This is a genomic window from Bacteroidales bacterium, assembly GCA_014860585.1.
Taxonomy (GTDB): Bacteria; Bacteroidota; Bacteroidia; order Bacteroidales; family 4484-276; genus RZYY01.
Window position 1 is genome coordinate 16,151 of the sequence record JACZJL010000064.1, and the last position, 20,246, is coordinate 36,396.

At 43.1% G+C, this 20,246-nt stretch carries 14 protein-coding genes; 7 read left to right on the forward strand and 7 right to left on the reverse strand.

Going from position 1 to position 20,246, the window contains the following annotated elements:
* Positions 1-170: 170 nt before the first annotated feature.
* The 5 genes from IH598_06980 to IH598_07000 form a co-directional block, all read right to left on the reverse strand.
* Positions 171-1,370 carry an aminotransferase class I/II-fold pyridoxal phosphate-dependent enzyme gene (locus IH598_06980; protein ID MBE0638244.1) on the reverse strand — a complete coding sequence of 400 codons (1,200 nt, stop codon included), beginning with the start codon at positions 1,368-1,370 and terminating at the stop codon, positions 171-173.
* 264 nt (positions 1,371-1,634) lie between these two features.
* On the reverse strand, positions 1,635-2,183 hold the full coding sequence (locus IH598_06985) for an ATP-binding protein (protein ID MBE0638245.1): 549 nt from the start codon (positions 2,181-2,183) through the stop codon (positions 1,635-1,637).
* Positions 2,180-2,914 (reverse strand): PHP domain-containing protein, encoded by a 735-nt coding sequence (locus tag IH598_06990; protein MBE0638246.1) that lies wholly within the window; start codon positions 2,912-2,914, stop codon positions 2,180-2,182. Before IH598_06990 ends, IH598_06985 begins: the two co-directional genes overlap by 4 nt.
* Positions 2,915-2,926: 12 nt before the next feature.
* Complete coding sequence (locus tag IH598_06995; protein MBE0638247.1) at positions 2,927-3,265, reverse strand: serine kinase; 339 nt, start codon at positions 3,263-3,265, stop codon at positions 2,927-2,929.
* A gap of 136 nt (positions 3,266-3,401) precedes the next feature.
* A complete protein-coding gene (locus IH598_07000) occupies positions 3,402-4,757 on the reverse strand; it encodes a 4Fe-4S binding protein (protein MBE0638248.1) in 1,356 nt (451 codons plus the stop codon).
* Positions 4,758-4,962: 205 nt separating this feature from the next.
* Between IH598_07000 and IH598_07005 the strand changes: the two genes are divergently transcribed.
* The 7 genes from IH598_07005 to IH598_07035 all read left to right on the forward strand — a co-directional run bounded on the left by IH598_07005 (position 4,963) and on the right by IH598_07035 (position 17,350).
* Positions 4,963-8,067, forward strand: coding sequence for a TonB-dependent receptor (locus IH598_07005; GenBank protein ID MBE0638249.1), 3,105 nt, complete (start codon positions 4,963-4,965; stop codon positions 8,065-8,067).
* A gap of 20 nt (positions 8,068-8,087) precedes the next feature.
* Positions 8,088-9,671, forward strand: a complete 1,584-nt coding sequence (locus tag IH598_07010; GenBank protein ID MBE0638250.1) for a RagB/SusD family nutrient uptake outer membrane protein — start codon at positions 8,088-8,090, stop codon at positions 9,669-9,671.
* Between the two features lie 19 nt (positions 9,672-9,690).
* Positions 9,691-10,767 carry a SusE domain-containing protein gene (locus tag IH598_07015; protein ID MBE0638251.1) on the forward strand — a complete coding sequence of 359 codons (1,077 nt, stop codon included), beginning with the start codon at positions 9,691-9,693 and terminating at the stop codon, positions 10,765-10,767.
* A gap of 168 nt (positions 10,768-10,935) precedes the next feature.
* On the forward strand, positions 10,936-12,597 hold the full coding sequence (locus tag IH598_07020) for a glycosyl hydrolase 53 family protein (protein MBE0638252.1): 1,662 nt from the start codon (positions 10,936-10,938) through the stop codon (positions 12,595-12,597).
* On the forward strand, positions 12,594-13,706 hold the full coding sequence (locus tag IH598_07025) for a glycosyl hydrolase 53 family protein (protein MBE0638253.1): 1,113 nt from the start codon (positions 12,594-12,596) through the stop codon (positions 13,704-13,706). The genes IH598_07020 and IH598_07025 overlap by 4 nt, the downstream gene beginning before the upstream one ends.
* A gap of 9 nt (positions 13,707-13,715) precedes the next feature.
* Positions 13,716-16,076 carry a DUF4982 domain-containing protein gene (locus tag IH598_07030; GenBank protein MBE0638254.1) on the forward strand — a complete coding sequence of 787 codons (2,361 nt, stop codon included), beginning with the start codon at positions 13,716-13,718 and terminating at the stop codon, positions 16,074-16,076.
* A 260-nt stretch (positions 16,077-16,336) separates the two neighbouring features.
* Positions 16,337-17,350 carry a tetratricopeptide repeat protein gene (locus IH598_07035; GenBank protein ID MBE0638255.1) on the forward strand — a complete coding sequence of 338 codons (1,014 nt, stop codon included), beginning with the start codon at positions 16,337-16,339 and terminating at the stop codon, positions 17,348-17,350.
* Between the two features lie 58 nt (positions 17,351-17,408).
* On the opposite strand, the gene IH598_07040 is transcribed toward IH598_07035, so the two are convergent.
* Positions 17,409-17,588, reverse strand: a complete 180-nt coding sequence (locus IH598_07040; protein MBE0638256.1) for a hypothetical protein — start codon at positions 17,586-17,588, stop codon at positions 17,409-17,411.
* Positions 17,589-17,594: 6 nt separating this feature from the next.
* A complete protein-coding gene (feoB, locus tag IH598_07045; GenBank protein ID MBE0638257.1) occupies positions 17,595-20,117 on the reverse strand; it encodes a ferrous iron transport protein B in 2,523 nt (840 codons plus the stop codon).
* Positions 20,118-20,246: the final 129 nt, after the last annotated feature.

Consider the following 20,246-nt stretch of genomic DNA (forward strand, 5'->3'; position numbering starts at 1 on the left):
CTGGAAAAATTTTCTAATTTTAGAATGGGTAATAAATCAGCGATTTTCCGACACAAAAATAAAAAGCTGCCTTAAAAGTCATTCATTTTGAATTTCAACCCTTCAAAACGAATGCAGATTTTTAAGGCAGCCTTTACCAATTTTTGTAAATCCTCAGTCCGGAAACAACATCAAATTATCCCTACTTTCCTGATGCACATCTCCATTTTATCGAAAGTGCGTTCAATGTCGTGATCAAGTCCAACAGAGAAGCGGATCAGACCCTCAGAAAGCCCCATTTCTTTTTGTTTTTCTTCAGGCACCTCTGATGACGTACTTTTCCCAGAATTGCTGAACAACGTCTTAAAATAACCCAGGCTCACAGCCAGGTAACCTACCCCTTCCTTCTCCATCATCTCCATCAATTCGGCGGATTTCTCAGCAGAACCTGCATCGAACGAGAGCATTCCACCAAACCCGAAAGCAGGGTTCATCATGCTTTTCATCAGTTCATGGCCGGGATGATTTTTCAAACCGGGATAGTTAACTTTGAGACCGGTCCCAGACAGTTTCTCAGCCAGAAACATAGCATTCCTGCTGTGTTGCTGCATACGAATGTGCAGTGTATGGATATTTTTTAAAATCGAAGAGGAACGAAAGGGATCGAGAACAGGTCCCAAAAGCATAGCTGTTCCACTATTCACATCTATCAATGAGTTGATGAAATCAAGGTCAGCACAGATAGCACCAGCCACACAATCGTTTTTTCCGTTTACAAATTTTGTAAGGCTATACACCGTAATATCGGCTCCCAACTTGTTAGGAGCGAAGATCATAGGTGTGAAAGTATTGTCAACCACCAGTTTGGCGCCATGTTTTTTCGCTATTGATGAAAGCTTTGGTATATCCGAAATCTGAAGTAGGGGGTTGGTCATGGTTTCTGTGTAAATCATGCGCGTATTAGGTTTTATAGCTGCCTCCACTTCAGCAAGATCGGCGATATCAACAAAAGTGACATCAATATTGAATTTCGGAAGATAGTTTTGCAAAAAAGCAAAAGTACCGCCGTAAGTTGTGCGGCTTGAAACAATATGATCGCCTGCATTGCAAATTTGCAACATAGCACTGGTAATCGCTCCCATGCCTGATGCAGTAACCCATGCAGCCTGTGTACCTTCCATGGCAGCCATGGCATCAGCCAGGTATTTATTGCTTGGATTCCAGTGGCGTGAGTAAAGGAAGCATCCTTCAGCTTCACCCTTAAAAGTTTCAAGCATTGTTTTGGCCTGCATAAATGTAAAAGTTGCAGAGTCGGTTACTGATGGATTCACATCGCCATATTCACCGAATTGGAGTAAATCCTGAATGTTACTTGCCGGATCAAATTTCATTTTATGTTCTGTTAAAAAGTTAATGTAAATTTACAATCAGGAAGCAAAATTACAGATTTGATTCTAATGTGATTAATAATTTGAACTATTTTTCAAATATTGAAATCATAAATACACAATTTATGAAATTATGTAATATAAAAATTACAAAATGGGCTTAAATAGTTTTAAAATGAAAGCACAGTTGAATGTATCCTGATTTCATGAATCAAGTTGACGATCTGTTGGGAACAGAAGAACATTAAGGAATCGGGTGTTAGTCAACTACCGTTCAATCCTGATTTCATTGAGATTTTCATCTATCATTTCCCTGAGGTATTTTCTTACTTCAGGGGCTGAAACCGGCAATCCACCGAGAACTTCACTAACTTCAACAGAATCAAAAAGGTATTCCCCGCTGTTCGTTTGGTGGTGATAAGCAAAATGAACATGTTGAAAAGCAATTATGAGTTGAAGCAATACACCAGAAATGTCGCCAATCGGCGGGCGGTCAATATGTTGAAGATTAAACCAACATTTCACATCAGTTCCTTTGCCGAAAGTGGATTTGATTTCAATACCACCCCCGGTCATTTCTGCATTCTGCTTTAGTAACGCCAGTCCCATGCCCACTTTACGGGTTTTTCGTGACGTAGTAAATGGGTCAGTGACATTCGGCAACACTTCGGGAGGGATTCCTGTCCCGTTATCCCTGATCTGAAGCAGGTACTCATCAGCTTCCGGATTTTCGGAAATTGAAATTATAATCAGGCTTGCTTGTGCCCTGATCGAATTATGAACAATATCAAGAATATGTAGAGAAAGGTCTTTCATTGCACAAACCTGCCTTCCATCTTTTTTAATGCCATTTTTATCTCTTCAAAATCAGGCTTTTCAATCTGAAAATAATTTCTTGCCAAACCAATATCTTCAATGAAATGGGCATCGGAATCCTTAAGGATGGTAGTGTTCCATAAATAAGGATATTCCCGTCTGATAGTATCCCGTGTTGTGTGGCGGGATATTTCCAAAGCATCAAAATTCAGATCTTCGGGGATAAAACCAAGTTGACTGACAATACTGAATGCAGGGCGATTGATGTGAGCCGGAATGAAAAGCCCATCGTGCCGGTGAACAAAGGCTTCAATCTGGTTGATGGATTGGTTGATGGACTGAATAAGCAATTTTTCCTCTTGATAAATGATCATTTCGTTTTCATCCACCTGCACCTGGTGGCCGAATTTGTTGACATCGTTTTTAATATCCAACAGGTGATGGTCGAGATAATATTGCAGTGAATCGAGCCGGTTAAAATCCGGCATAAAGCACAGGCAATGGACTTCTTCGATGGATGTAACCTCTGCACCACAAAGTACGAATATTTCCTTTTCAGCCGCTAATTTTTGTATCAACCTGCAGTGGCGTGTCGAGTTGTGATCGGTGATGCCGATGATATTGAGCCCGCGTTCCTTTGCTTTGTTCACAATATTCACAGGGCTCATCTCCAAATCCCCACAGGGAGACAGGACGGTGTGAATGTGCAGGTCTGCGCTGAATGTCTTCATCTTAAAAGGAAGTTAACCTTTGCTGATCAGGCTGTGGATTTTTCCGGTGATCTCGAAAGTTTCGAGGTCAGTACTTAAAATGGGGATATTTTCCTCGTTGCTTTTGAGGAGTGTATCTTCTTCAGGTTTAAGGCCTTTTACAATTACAACTGCTGCGATATCCTTGAGTGAGGCAACCGCCATCACATTTTTGTGGGTTTGCAGTGTAATCCAGATGTCACCCTGGTTGCAGTTCCCCATTACATCGCTGAGCAGGTCGGATGTGTAACCTCCGGTCACCTCATTGCCCAGTCCATTTTCACCACTTAAAACCTTTAATTCCAACTTTTCTACAATATCTTTTACCTTCATTTTCTATCTGTTTCAATTATCAACAGCTCTATTATCATTTCTCGTATACAAGAGAAGATCAACCCTTTTGTTTTGTTACTATTTCTTTTATACCAACAATTCTTTAGTGCTACCTTCATTGCGATTAATGTTTAGCTCACTCGCCTTTTGTCTCAAACTTATCATCTCCCCAGATTTTTTTCATCAACTGGATGGCGTTGCTGTTTTTAAGCATTCCTTTCTGCTCATAGCGTCGCTGGATGAAAATACAGTTTTCCATCAGTCCGCGGCCCTGCACAACATCTTCGGCTAAAGCATAACAGCCGGGTGACCCGCAGGCGCCGCAATCCACCATTGGAAGCATCTGGATAATCTGACGAATCATGTTCATTTTTCGCATGGCTTCCGACATATCTTCATCAAGTTTCATCATCGACCGGGGTTTTATTTCTCCAATACTGATAAGACCTTTCAATTCGTCTTTATAATCGTGGATGTTGACTTTACCGCTGGCTATGCCGGGATTTGATGAGGCCATTTTTGCCCGATTTCGCATGCGTTCAGCAGTAAGAAAGCGATTTTCGATCGTTAATACGCCACCAGCACACCCTTCGTCGCAGGCTCTTAATTCCAGAAAATCGAATCCGGGGTTTTCTTCCTGTTCCATCTTGTCCAAAAAACTAATCACATTATGAACCCCGTCAATCGCAATTTTGCGCCCGGTCATCTGTTCGGTTTCCCCGGTTGTAAGGCTCCATAGAACACCCTCAGGTGCGAGCTTATCCGACTCCGTAGCTAACGCACCTGGTGTGATGTTTTTTTGCTGCAAATGGTGATACACTTTATTGAAAGCGGCATCCATGTTAATTACTCCGGTAATGGGCGATTTTTCCTCTTCTGCAGGGCTTTTTATGGCTGCAATTTTTGCAGCGCATTGGGTGAAATAAAAAATGCCGATTTCGTCTTCTCGTGCTCCTTCTTTTTGTAACAAAATTTTTGAGTAGAGCGCTGAAACATCAAGCGGTGGTTTCAGAAGGATAAAATGATGCACCAGCGCCGGGAACCTGACCTGTATAAGCCGCACAATGGCGGGGCAAAAGGTTGAAATCAATGGTTTTGATAATGCCTCAGATATAAGCAGGGCATTCATTTCCTGTTTCAATACCTGAACACCATGCTCAACTTCAAACACATGAGTAAATCCAAGATCATGAAGGGCTGCATAGATCTCGGCAAGGCTGTATTTTGAAGGAAACTGGCCGGCAAACACCGCCGGGATCAAAGCAATCCTGTACTTGTAATTAAAAATTTCCCCGAAATCATCCTGCTCGATGGAAATAGCGCTGACCGGGCATACCCGGTAACATTCGCCGCAGTCAATACAGCGATTGTTCAATAATCTGGCCTTTCCGCTACGCACCCTGATTGCATGAGTAGGGCAAATATTCATGCACTTTGAACATCCGACACAAAGTTTTTCTTCAATCTTTAAAGCATGATGAAAATCGTTCATCCTGAACCTTTCCTTTTAAATACGTTGAAATACCGGTTTCTAATTCGCCTTCAAAATTAATCGCTTTAACCCTGTTTGTTTAAAATCTGAGGAAATTTTTTATGGAATTGTTAATTAAACGTTAAATTTGCCTCGATAAATCAAAATAAGATTGGGATGATAATCTTCAAGTTTACGTCATAATAATTTAACAATCAACTAATCTATGGTAAAACACATCTACTTAAAAACCGCTTTAATGCTGATGTTGCTGTTATCCGGCATTGCATCGGCTTATGCACAAAGAGCGGAAGTTACCGGCGTTGTCAGGGATGCCGACGACGGTACTACCATCCCGGGGGTTTCCATCGTAGTTCAGGGAACCTTACAGGGAACCACTACTGACATTGACGGTAATTTCAGGCTTACCGTTGATCCCAACACAACATTGGTTTTTTCTTTTGTGGGTTATGCAACCCAGGAGGTTGTTGTTCAGCCTAACACCAACATTGTAGTCGAGTTAAAAGTCGAAGCTACCGCGCTCGAAGAGTTTATTGTGATCGGTTATGGTGTACAAAAGAAAAGCGATGCAACGGGTTCGGTAATTGCCGTTGATTCCAAAGATTTTAACAGGGGGCAAATTATGAACCCGGCCGAACTTGTTTCAGGGAAAATTGCCGGGGTTCAGATCACCAATGGTGGCGGTGCTCCCGGCGAAGGTTCTACCATCCGTATCAGGGGAGGCTCTTCGTTATCGGCAAGCAACGATCCGTTGTACGTCATCGATGGTGTACCCATTGACAATGAAGGCATTTCCGGATCGCGCAGCCCTTTGAACTCAATTAATCCTGCTGACATCGAAACCTTTACTGTTCTGAAAGATGCTTCAGCCACCGCTATTTACGGATCAAGGGCATCCAACGGGGTGATCATCATTACAACTAAAAAAGGAAAGAAAGGTTCCCCGCTTAAAATAGAATACAACGGTAGTTTTTCAATGGCGACACCGGTCAAAACTATTGATGTACTTGGTGCTGAAGAGTTTTCCAAATTGGTCACCGAGCGTTATCCAAACCAGGCAGACATGCTGGGAACAGCGAGCACCGACTGGCAGGAAGAAATCTACCAAAACGCCTTCGGTATGGATCATAATGTAAGCCTATCGGGCGCTTATGAATTTTTACCCTACCGCCTTTCGATTGGTTATTCAGACCAGGATGGGATTTTAAAGACTGACAATTTTAATCGTACAACGATCAGCGCAGCTATAAACCCAACTTTTTTTGATAATCACCTCAAAGTTGACGTCAATTTCAAGTATGCAAACGAACAGAACCAATTTGCCGACCGCGGCGCCATCGGAGCAGCAGTTCAGTATGATCCCACTAAACCTGTTACATCCAGCACCGTTTACAATCCATATTACCTGAATGACGTGAACGCAGATGGTACTGCCGATACTATCCTTATGCCTTCAACAGATTTTGGCGGTTACTATGCATGGATTCAAAGCAATGGAACCGATAATCCTGTTGAGCAAGGATCCAGCAATCCCGTGGCTTTGCTCAACATGAGAGATGATAACTCAGATGCAAACAGAATTATCGGAAATATACAACTGGACTATAAATTTCACTTTTTACCCGAGTTACGCGCCAACTTAAATCTTGGAATGGATCATTCAAAATCATCAGGTGAAGTAATTGTTCCTGATTATGCTCCATGGGTTTATGACCCGCTGAATGGCGGCGGTATTTATAACTATTACGAACAGGAAAAGAAAAACGAATTGTTGGATTTCTACCTGAACTATAACAAAGACCTTAAATCGATTGAAAGCAATATCGATGTCATGGCCGGTTATTCATGGCAACATTTCTGGAGAGCCGACTCCTCACTGAATGGCAATTACTCCAGAGAAGTCGATACAATCATCCAGATTCGCCCGGGAGTTTACGAGAAAAGGTTCATTGGTGATCCCACGAGAACTTACAACATTACACCCAATTATGTACCCACTGAGAACTACCTGGTATCATTCTTTGGACGTCTGAATTACACATTTAAAGACAGGTATTTGTTAACCTTCACACTTCGTAACGATGGAACTTCAAGGTTTTCGCCCGACACCCGCTGGGGATTGTTCCCATCAGCAGCCTTTGCCTGGAAAATCCTCGATGAATCTTTTATGCAGGGAGTTGAAGGATTATCACAATTGAAGCTGCGTTTAGGTTGGGGTGTTACCGGTCAGCAAAACATCAACCAGGGTGATTATCCTTACCTTCCGCGCTATACAAGGAGTAACCAGTTTGCCCGCTATCAGCTTGGTAATCTTTTCTATTACACCATGCGACCTGCCGGCTATGATTATAACATCAAGTGGGAAGAAACCACAACGCTAAACTTTGGTATTGATTTTGGCTTTGCCGAAGACAGGTTTTACGGTTCAATTGATTACTACAACAGAAAAACAGCAGATCTGATCAACTTCATCCCCGTGCCTGCCGGAACCAACCTCTCCAATTTCATCTTAACCAACGTTGGCGATCTCGAAAATAAAGGTTTTGAATTTACCCTTACATCAAGGATAATGAACACTGAAGATCTTTTCTGGGAAGTTGGATTTAATGCTACATACAATCAGAACGAAATCACCAAACTTACCGCTACTGATGATCCTGATTATCTTGGCGTTGAAACGGGTGGCATCTCAGGTGGTGTAGGTAACTTCATCCAGATGAACAGCGTGGGCTATCCTGCCAACTCATTCTTTGTCTATGAACAGGTTTACGGAACCGATGGGAAGCCCATCCAGGGTATGTATGTTGACCGCAATGGCGACGGTGAAATTACCAATGCTGACAGGTACCATTATAAAGACCCGGCAGCCGATTTTTACTTCGGGATATCCTCGGCGCTTACATACAAAAACTGGGATTTTTCATTTTCAGGGCGAGCCAACTTCGGTAACTATGTTTACAACAACGTGGAATCAGAGAATTCTGTTTACGAAAGACTTTACCGTCCTGAGGGGCCATACCTTGGAAATATCACCTCGTCGGTTTCCAACACCGATTTCGTTAATCCACAATACTTGTCAGACTATTACATCCAGGATGCATCATTCTTCAGACTGGATAACCTTTCCGTGGGTTATCTTTTTCCCGGAATCATCAATGGGAAAACCAACCTCCGGGTTTCAGGAACGATTACGAATGCATTTGTTATCAGTAACTATGATGGCATTGATCCGGAAATCAGCGGCGGAATTGATAACCGCCTGTACCCGCGTCCACGCACTTATGTGTTAGGTGTAAATCTTCAGTTTTAATCATTTAAAAGGATATTCATATGAAAAAGATAGTAAGCTTATTAATCATTTTTGCAGCAGCAATAGTTATTTCCTCATCCTGCACAAAAGACCTCGATACCATTCCACTGGATCAGGATGTTGTAACAGCTGCCAATGTTTTCAACAATCCGGAAGCCTACAAAGAAGTATTGGCTAAACTGTATGCCGGTCTTGCCGTTTCAGGCCAGGATGGCCCTGCCGGAAACCCCGATATCAGCGGGATTGACGAAGGATTCGGTCAATACCTCAGGGGATGGTGGTATCATCAGGAATTGACCACCGACGAAGCCGTTATCGGTTGGAACGATCAAACCATCAAGGACTTTCATCACATTACCTGGGGGTCCAGCGATGTATTTACCTCTGCCATGTATTACAGGATTTTCTACCAAATATCAGCCTGTAATGAATACATCAGGGAAACATCAGACGGGAAGCTTGATGAGCGCGGTGTTTCAGGACAACTCAGAACTGATGTAGAACACTTCAGGGCCGAAGCCAGATTTTTAAGGGCATTGAGCTACTGGCATGCCATGGATTTGTTCGGCAATGTACCATTTGTAACCGAGGCCGATGCTGTCGGATCATTTTTCCCGGAGCAAATTCAGCGTAAAGATCTTTTCGATTATGTTGAATCCGAATTGCTCGATATTGAGGATAAATTGCTTCCTCCCAGATCAGAATATGGCCGAGCCGACCAGGCTGCTGCATGGGCATTGCTGGCAAAAATTTATTTGAATGCTGAAATTTATGCCGGGGTTAATAAATATACCGAATGTGCTACCTATTGTAACAAGGTGATCACTGCCGGGTATTCGTTGCATCCAACTTATCAAAACCTGTTTCTTGCCGATAACGATCAGTGTACGGATGAGGTAATTTTTGCGATTACCTATGATGGCGACAATACCAGAACTTATGGTGGTACCAATTTCATCATCCATGCAGCTATAGGCGGCGACATGAATCCTGGTGATTTTGGTTTTGGCGGAGGTTGGGGTGGAACGCGCACAACCAGCGCTTTTGTCAATAAATTTCCGGATGAAACCGGTGAAGCCGATGGAAGGGCAATGTTCTTTACATCAGGCCAAAACAAGGAAATCATCAACATTGGCGAATTTACCGATGGATATGCCATTACAAAATGGAAAAACGTGAAATCCAATGGCTCCGGTGGTAAAAACATTGATTATCCAGATACCGATTTCCCCGTATTCCGACTTGCTGACGTTTACCTGATGTATGCTGAGGCAGCGGCAAGAGGTGCAGCTGATATGGGAATTGCCGTTGATTATGTGAACGAGATCAGGGAGAGGGCATATGGAGATGAAACCGGTAACATCAACGCCAGCCAAATGACGCTTGACTTTATCCTCGACGAAAGAGCCCGTGAACTCTACTGGGAATGTCATCGCAGAACAGACCTCATCAGATTTGGCAAATTTACCACTGCTGATTACCTTTGGCCATGGAAAGGAAATGTACCTGAAGGCAAAGCTGTGCTGGATAAATTCAATCTTTTCCCGATTCCGGCTTCAGATATCGGAGCCAATCCAAATCTCCAACAAAACGATGGGTATTAATATCTAAAACAGTATGACAATGAAAAAAATAATTTATTTAATGATTGCGCTGATAGGATTTAGTCTATTCAGTGCCTGCGAAAAAGAAACGAAAGATCCCGTGCTTGATATGTCCAAAGCTACAAAACAAGCTTTTACCAATCCTGAAGGTGGCGCCCAGTTTATCCTTACACAGGAACTGGCAGATAGTATATTGACCGAAATTACCTGGTCACCTGTATCTTATCCACTCAGCGATCTTCAATTTCCGACTTATGTCATGCACATGGATCTTCCTGACAGCAGTTTTAAAAATAAAAGAGAGCTGGTAAGTACATCGGAAACAAAATTTTCGATTACTGTGGGCGAAATGAACAGCAAGCTTCTAAGCATGGGGCTTGAACCTGATGTGGAAAGTGCTGTTGAATTCAGGATAGTCAGTTTTTTAAACACAAGTTCCACATACTCTGAGTTATATTCTGAGACGTTGACTTTACTTTTTACTCCATTCTTAACCGAAGTTTCAGCTGCAATGCTTTGGGTCCCGGGTGATTACCAGGGATGGAATCCTGCTGCTGCGCCAAATGTCTTCGATTTTGATGGCGATGGCGTTTACAACGGTTATGTTTATTTCCCTGAAGGTGGCACTTTCCAGTTTAAGTTTACATCTGATCCCGATTGGGATCATACCAATTATGGAGTTGGTGCAACCCCATTCGAGTTAAGCACAGATCCGGGCGCTGGAAATCTCGAGGTTCCGGGACCCGGTGGATATCAGCTCGAGATTGATGTCAATAACCTGACCTGGAACTATGGAGATGGAGTACAGAACTGGGGGGTGATTGGCGAATGGCTGGCGTGGTCCTCTGATATTGATATGGTGTATGACATTACCAATCAACAGCTGTCTGTGACAATCGAAGACATCCCGGCTGCTGCCAACCAGCGGTTCAAATTCAGGGCAAATGACGATTGGGCTGTCAACCTGGGAGCAAAAGACCCTGATGACGGAACACTCGTACAGGGTGGAGCCGACATTCCGATTCCGGAAGGAGGGACAATCACTTTCATTTTGCGGTTCACAACACCTGAACCCACTTATGAGATTATCAAATAGAACAGGTTGACTATATTGAGGTTAATTCAACTATTAACGAAAAGCCTCTCCATCTGTTTGGGGAGGCTTTTCCATTTACTCAGGCATTTGATGGGAAAATGATTACTTTTACGTTCAAATTTAATGATGAATAAGATGCAAAAATTCTATTTCATTTTTTTTCTATTAATGGCTAAATGTCTCACAGCGCAGACTTTTTACCTCGGCGCCGACCTATCATACGTCAATGAAATGGAGGACTGTGGGGCTGTGTTTTACGAAAATCAGCAGGTCAAAGATATTTTCGCGATCTTTAGCGATCACCAGGCCAATATTGTCCGGTTTAGATTGTGGCACACGCCCACCTGGAGTGATTACAGCACGCTGGAAGATGTGAAAAAATCAATAGCACGAGCAAAAAATGAAGAAATGACTGTGCTGCTCGATTTCCATTATTCCGACACCTGGGCTGATCCGGCAAACCAACTTATCCCCGCTGCATGGAATGAAATCACAGACCTGGAGGTACTTGGCGATTCTCTTTACAACTACACCTATAACACGCTGGATCACTTGCAGCAACTGGGATTACTCCCTGACATGGTGCAGATCGGCAATGAAACCAACGGCAATATTTTAGTTAAAGCTGGCGAGCCGCTTTATCCTCTTGACTGGGAGCGAAATATTTTTCTTTTTCAACGCGGGATAGCTGCAGTTCAGGCCATCAATCAAACCTATGGAGTTGATTTAAAAACAGTGATCCACATCGCCCAGCCCCAAAATGCTTTCTGGTGGTTCAACTACGCCATTAGTCATGGTTTTACAAATTATGACATCATCGGTATTTCCTATTATCCCGGCTGGTCGCTGCATGATAATATCCGCAGCGCGGCAGCGATCGTTGGGAAGATGAAAGCCACTAACCAAAAGGAGGTGATGATTGTCGAAATCGGTTACCCGTGGACTTTGGCCTGGGAGGACAACGCATCCAATGTTTTGGGCAGTTCCAACTTTTTGAAAACCTTTGGCAATGCAACCTCAGATGAAATTCAGCGGGATGTGCTGACTGAGTTTTCGTGGCTGGTTAAAGAAAATGGCGGTTTGGGAGTAATTTACTGGGAGCCTGCATGGGTTTCAACTTCTTGCTCAACCCAATGGGCAATTGGCTCGCACTGGGAAAATGCCACTTTTTTTGATTTTGAAAACAACCTGCACAAAGGTATCGGTTTCCTCGATTATGACTATTCGATTATGCCCGCTGCGCTCGATTCGCTTGAGGTGACTTTCAAAGTAGACATGACCGACGTGGACACCACCAATGGCGTTTTTGTAACCGGCGATTTTACAGGGGTAAACTGGCAATTCAGGCAGATGCATCACATCGGGCAGAATGTTTTTGAATTTAGCCAGAAAATCCCAGGCAGAAGCATCGGCGCCTACATATTTCAAAACAAAGACGACTGGAACACGCAATCCCAGGAAACAGTACCTGCTCCATGTGCATTAATGTGGAATACACACAGGGAATATGTCGTCAAAAATGAAGTTGTGGAATTTGCTTTCAAGTGGGGAACATGCGACAACATCAGCGGCTTGTCGGTTGATGAAAGGTTGATGAATCAAGTGCAACTATTCCCCAATCCGGCCACTAAATCCTTCCAGTTGAAATCCGCCAAAAACATCAGCAGAATAGAAATTTCAGACTTATTTGGCCGCACCTTAAAATCCATTCCCGTCGAAAATTTGATGAATATCGAGGTTAATGTTTCGAATCTTAATTCCGGAATTTATCTAATTCATATTTACACCGAAAATTCATCATCAACCACTCATAAATTGCTGTTAAAATGAAAAGGTTTCAAATCTCAATTTTTATCACACTGATTTTGGCAACTTTTGGTTGTCAGAACGAAACAGCGAAAATCTACCTCGGCGCCGACCTATCTTACATCAACGAAATTGAAAGTTGCGGTGGCGTTTTCCGGCAAAATGGAGAGCCTATTGACCCCTTTAAACTGTTTAGTGAAAAAGGAGCAAACATTGTCAGGGTAAGGCTCTGGCACACCCCTGAAATCAATGAATTTTCAGGATTGGAGGATGTCAGTAAAACAATCCGTCGGGCAAAAGATACCAAGATGGCGGTACTGCTCGATTTCCATTACTCCGATACCTGGGCAGACCCGCAGCATCAGGTTATTCCAAGGGCATGGGAGGAAGTTCACAATTTGGCTGTTTTGGGTGATTCAATGTATCAATATACCCTCAACACGCTGATTTCACTTGATCGCGATGGACTTTTGCCGGAGTTTGTTCAGGTCGGAAACGAAGTGAACATCGAGATTATGCAGCCTGCCGACAGCATGGTAGTAGATACCATCAATTGGAAACGCAATATTTTGCTGTTGAACAGAGGAATTGCAGCTGTAAATGAAGCGGCAAGATTAACCGGAAAAAATATTCAGGTCATGATGCACATTGCCCAACCCGAAAATGCCTTCTGGTGGTTCGAAAGCGCCATCGGAAATGGTTTGGCCGAATTCGATTGGATTGGACTATCCTACTATCCCAAATGGTCAACTTTTCCTTTTAACGAAATCCCCCAGGCCATTGATTCGCTCAAAAAGCAATTTGAAAAGCGGGTGATGATCATCGAAACGGCTTATCCGCACACGTTGGAAAATGCCGATTCTGCTGGCAACATCCTCGGCGAAGAGGCGTTGCTTCCAGAATTTCCGGCTACCCCCGAAGGTCAGCTCGATTACCTGGTACAACTCACCAAAAACACCTTGTCCGGAGGCGGCGAAGGGGTGATTTACTGGGAGCCGGCATGGGTTTCGTCGGATTGTCATACTCCCTGGGGACACGGCTCTCATTGGGACAATGCCACATTTTTCGATGCCCGCATCAGCAATGAAGCGCTGCCGGCTTTCAAATTTTTTGATGCAAAACAATATCATTAAGCGATGACGATGAGAAAAACTTTTACCAAAACACTTCCTTTTCTGTTTCTGCTCCTTTTAACGATTGCCTGCTCTCCTCAAAAAGAAAAAATGTCCCACAGGATCAAACAGAACTTCGCTGAGGGATGGCAGTTCAGGTATGATGCAAAAGGTGCTGAATGGGAAAATGTTACACTTCCGCACTCTGCCCGTATCGAGCCTCTGGTTGTCAACGACCAGTGGCAGGGAACCGCTCTTTATCAGAAAACATTTGAACTGGAAAATGTGACCGATAAAAAGGTATTCCTTTATTTCGAAGGGGTTATGCATGAAGCCGATGTGTGGGTGAACAGTCTGCATCTGCGCCATCACACCGGCGGTTATTTGCCGTTTGAAGTTGACATTACAAACGCCATTTTGCCCGGCCAGCAAAACCTGTTGGAAGTTAGGGTTAAAAATGAAGACAATCCTGACATTCCCCCCGGCAAACCCTTGAAGGAACTGGATTTCAACTATTATGGCGGGATTTACCGGAACGTTTACCTGATCACCACTAACCAGCTTTACATCACCAATGCGGTCGCCGCCAGCAAGCCCGGCAGTGGCGGAGTCTTGGTGAGGTTTGATGACATTTCCGTTGCATCTGCAAAAGGTTGGATTCAGGTTCATTTCAAGAATGAATCGAAAGCCGCTCAATGGGTGCACTTTCAGGCACACCTGACAAATCCTGATAAACCGGACTTGCAGATCACTTCAGAAAAGACGCTGATTCAACCTGAAACGGACAGTGAGCTGTCTGTGGAATTCCTGGTTAAAAATCCCCGGCTTTGGTCGCCCGGCCAGCCTGATCTTTATCAGTTGAATATTGTCCTTAATGCCAACAATGCGCCAATGGATCAATGGAGTGAAAAGGTGGGAATCCGGAAAATTGAGTTGACGGATAATGGTTTCTTTTTGAATGGTGAAAAAATATACATCCACGGTACCAACCGCCACCAGGAATATCCATATATCGGTTACGCATTGTCCGATGAAGCGCAATACCGTGATGCCGTAAAAATAAAGAATGCCGGTTTCGATTTTGTCCGCCTGTCACACTATCCGCAGGCTGAAGCTTTTATGGATGCCTGCGATGAACTTGGCCTCATGGTGATGAATTGCATTCCAGGTTGGCAGTTTGTCGGAGGTGAAGAATTTATCGAAAATTCCCTGCAGGACTGTCGCGATATGATTCGCCGTGACAGGAACCATCCCTCGGTCATTTTCTGGGAAGTATCGCTCAATGAGACAGAGATGCCGGAAACTTTTATCAAACGAGCCACCCAGATTTTAAAAACAGAATTGCCATTCGATGGCATTTACAGCGCCGGTTGGGTTGACCATCCGGCCTTCGACCTTTTTATCCCTGCGCGTCAACACGGCAGCCCGCCTGGATACTGGAATTTTTACAAGGAAGGGAAGCGAAATGTTTTTATTGCCGAATATGGCGATTGGGAATATTACGCCCACAATGCCGGCTTTAATCAAACAGCTTTTGCTGGGCTGAAGGAAGAGGAACGAACCAGCCGTCAACTCAGGGAGTTTGGCGAAAAACGTCTCCTGCAGCAGGCACTCAATTTCCAGGAAGCAGCCAATTCGAACCGAAAAGGAATGGCCACCATAGGTGACGCCAACTGGGTAATGTTCGATTATAATCGCGGTTATACCGACGACCTGGAAGCATCCGGGATTTCCGATATTTTCAGAATACCAAAGTTTGTCTATTACTTTTACCAAAGTCAACGTCCACCGGAAATCATCCTGAGCCAAAACCTTTTTTCCGGGCCGATGGTAAGAATAGCCAGCTACTGGACCAAAGATTCTTCCACTGAAGTAAAAATCTACAGCAATTGCGAAGAGGTTGAATTATTGCTAAACGACTCACTAATATTAAGACAGCAACCAACAATTGACCAGTACTCCACTCATTTGTCGTATCCCCCATTCATTTTTCAGATTTCCAAATTCAAACCAGGTACACTCAGGGCTGTTGGCTTCATTGGCGATAAGCCGGTGGCAGAGCATACTATCAGTACCCCTGAAAAAGCAACCACAATCAAACTCGAGGTTGACATCACTACGATACCCATCAGCAAAAATACTCCTGATGTGGTTTTCGTCTATGCATTGATTCTCGATGAAAACGGAACAATCGTTCCGGATGCAGATATTAAGGTGACATTTTCAATGAGCGGGAATGGGGAATTAATCGGCGAAAATCCGGCTCTGGCAAAAGCCGGAATTGCCGCTATTGTTCTACGTACAGAAAATTTTAATCACCCGATCAAAATCTCAGCATCCGCGGAAGGATTACTAAGTGGCGAACTGGAACTGATACCCCCGGGTGAATAAGGAACCAAGCCACTCAAACATTTGAATTTACGAAGTAGAAATTCATGACTTAGTTTCAGCAGGAAAATACCCTTAATTTGATTTTCAACGATTTATTTACCCCACCCCTCCCGAAGTTTCGGGAGGGGTGGGGTAAACAATGATTTTCAACAAATGGTGTTTTCTTGGTGACACTGTTTAGTTCAGCACAAGCTGATGAAATAAAACAGGAATTTGTTTGTTTATGAACTGCAAAAATTCAAATTAAAATTGGTGCAAAAATGAATTATTTTACGTTGTACAAATTGCTTATCCTGCTCGTATTTTTTGGTAAAGGCTGTAATTTTTCAGGGAAACCCGGCGAAGAGACACAACATCAGGATGCCCCAAAAGATGAACTCCTTGAAAAATTTACTGAACGCATAGAAGCCAATCCCAACAACGATAAACTTTACATTGAGCGGGCCAATTACTATTTAACCATCGACGAAGTTGATTTGGCTTTGCGTGATATCATTTTTGCCATCGACATCAACGATAAAAATCCGGATCATTATATCACTTTATCTGAGACATACCTCGCTTTGGGGAATCCTGACCGTTGCCTTGAAGGACTTGACAAGGCTCTTGAACTGGACCCCGTCAACCAGGAAGCCTTACTTAAAAAGGCGCAATTGTTCCTGATCATGCAACAATATGACAAGACTTACGAAACAATTAAGGAACTGATCGGCATCGACAACTTCAATCCGACAGCTTACTATGTAAGAGGATATGCACTGATTGAACAAGGCGATACAGTGGGAGCGATCAGGAACTTTCTGACAGCTGTTGATCAGAAACAGGACTACTACGAGGCCTATATGCAACTTGGAATCGTCTATTCAGTTCAGAAAAATTCACTTGCAGCCGATTACCTGTCGAATGCCATTGAACTTAAACCGGAATCACCGGAAGCGTATTACCAATTGGGTTTGTATTACCAGGAGAATGACCATATCATTAAAGCGATAGAAACTTACAATCGTCTCAGGGAAATCAATCCTGAATACATTTTTGCCATTTACAACCTGGGATATATTCACCTGGTCTATCTTCAGGAATTTGACACTGCAATAGATTATTTTAGCCAGGTTATCCATCTTGACCCGGAACAATTCGACGCCTGGTATAACCGCGGTTACAGCTACGAATTGATGGGGAATAAGGAAATGGCAAGAAAGGATTACCTGAAGGCCCTTGAGGTTCGTGCCAATTATCCACTGGCAATTGAAGGACTAAACCGGCTGGATTAATATGGTTTGGCCGAGATTTCTGTCGAATAACCATAAGAGCATATGCCACGATAAATCCTTAACCGAATGATTGCTTATTCTTTTGATGTTGTTTAATGGCGGCAATTTTGCAACCATTTTCATGACTTGAGCAACCGTTGCAGCCCCCTGATTCAGTTTTAAAGGCACTCATCACTTTATTCACTGTTACAATTATTGTAACAAGTAAAATCAGATAGGTTATTATTTCTTGTGTCATTTCTGTTTAAAAAATTAGATTTCCAACCTGGTAAACAATTAAAGCCATCACATAAGCCAAAGATGTGGTATAAACGGCAAGAAATGCTGCCCATTTCCATCCACCGGTTTCCTTTTTAACAGCAGCAACCACAGCAATACATGGAAAATAAATCAGGACAAAGATCAGGAAGGCAAAAGCTACCACAGGTGTAAACACTTTTTGCCCTGCCCTTGGCCCACTGGTGTAATATTGATTTCTTAGTTTTTCGATCAAACTTTGATGATTTTCAAGGTCATCTGTATGATAAAGAACACCCAACGTACCAATTACGATTTCCTTGGCAGCACCTCCGGTAACAAGACTAATACCCATTTTCCAGTCAAAACCCAACGGGTAAATCACAGGCTCGATCAACCGGCCCAAGTGTCCGATAAATGAGTTCTCAAGCCGGTAAGCTTCTTTGTCAATAAGAAGCCTGTTCAGTTCTTTTTCCATTTCTTTGGTTAAACTTTCGATTTGCCCGCTTTCAGTAACAGGATCCATTGCTGAAATTTTCTCTGAAAACTCAGCTTCAACCAATTCCATCTGCCCGACAAATTGAGCCATTTTCTGCTTGTTTTGAGGGAAATAGCCTGCAGCCCAGATCAGAATAACAGCAAGAAGGATTATTCCACCCATTTTCTTAAGGTATTGCGAACCTTTGAACCACATGTTTTTCATAATGGCTTTTAAAGTAGGAAGCCTGTAAGGAGGTAATTCCATGACAAAAGGCGCTTCAACACGCCTAAAAAAGACTTTTTTAAAAATGATGGCAATCACTGAAGCGAGGAGAATCCCGATTCCATAAATCAGAAAAAGCATCATGGTTGGGTTGTTTGGGAAAAAGGCGCCGATAATCAGGATATAAACCGGTAACCTGGCACTGCACGACATGAATGGATTGATGAGTATCGTCAGGATCCGGTCGGAGCGCGACTCAATCGTTCGTGTTGCCATGATAGCCGGGACGTTACAGCCGAATCCCATCAGCATGGGGATAAATGACCGGCCATGCAGCCCGATTTTGTGCATAATCCTGTCCATGATAAAAGCCACACGGGCCATGTAGCCCGTATCTTCCATAAACGAAATAAAAAAGAACAAAATCAGGATGTTGGGTAAAAAGACGATTACGCTACCAACACCCGAAATGATTCCGTCAACCAGCAGGTCTTTAAGCATACCATCGAACATGTAACGGCTGATAAGGTCAGAAATTCCCCCTACACCTGCTTCAATCCAGCCCATAGGGTATTGACCGGCTGTAAATGTAGTGTAGAACATCAACCATAAAAAAAAGATAAAAATCGGGAATCCAAAGAGTTTGTGGGTAATAAAAGTATCAAGTATCTCGGTTTCGGTTTTAACTTTTCTTTTCAGTTTGTCTTCAGTATAAGTCTCTTTCAAAGCCCCTGAGATAAATCCGTAGCGAGCGTCAGTAATAAGTGTTTCGGTATCTTCTTTGAAATCACTCTCGAGCACACTAATTTCCTGATTAACTATGCCAATGATCTGCTGATAATTGGGCGCACTCTGCAATTCATTGGTCACCATTTCATCTTTCTCCATCAGTTTAATGGCATAAAACCGCGATGAAACTTCGTCGGTGATCGATTTATTTTTCCAGATTTCGTCTTGTATTTTTCTGATCGACCGCTCAATCGGTTTTCCATAATGAATATGAATATGCCTTTGATCAGGGTCAAGGTCTTCATAAACCTCAATCACTTTTTCAAACAAACTCTTTATTCCCTTTCCTTTTGAGCCAATGGTAGGAACAAAAGGAATCCCGAGCATTTTGCCCAACATTTTGTGATCGAATTTGTCGCCCTTTTCTTCAAGTTCATCAAACATGTTGAGCGCCAACACTACTTTCACATCCATGTCGATAAGTTGTGTAGTCAGATAAAGGTTCCTCTCGAGGTTGGAAGCATCAAGAACATTGATAATAATATCAGGGCTTTGCCCGAGGATGTGCTTTCGGACAAACAACTCTTCTGGAGTGTAAGCAGTAAGGGAGTATGTACCGGGCAGATCAACAATATTGAAGGTGTAGCCTCCCTGTCTGAATTTAGCTACTTTTGCCTCGATGGTAACGCCACCGTAATTACCAACTTTTTCGCGTGAGCGGGAAGCATAATTAAAAATGGTGGTTTTTCCTGAATTGGGATTTCCAACCAAAGCTACATCAATCACTTTGCTTTTTTCCCTGACTTTCTTTTGCAGTTTTTCATGATCCGGCAGTTCCTGGAACCCTCCCTCCGTCACGTTTTTAGCCAACTCTCTTTCGCTTACCACCTGGATCAGGTTAGCCTCACTGCGGCGAAGTGAAACATTGTAATTCATGATGCGATATTCAATCGGGTCACGTAGTGGCGCGTTCTTCACCACTTCCACCTCCTGGCCTTTAATAAATCCCATTTCGGTGATCCGTTTCCTGAATGCGCCCCTTCCTTTTACCTTGGAAATGAAGCCTTTTTGACCTTCACTGAGTTCACTTAAATTCATATATACTCCAAACGCAGTTTCCTATCTGATTAATTTAGAATAAATTCAAATTGCAAAAATATCCAATCCTGCAAATTAACCTATCATTCTTCATAAAATGTAAGATGTATCCTTGATCAAGGTAATACT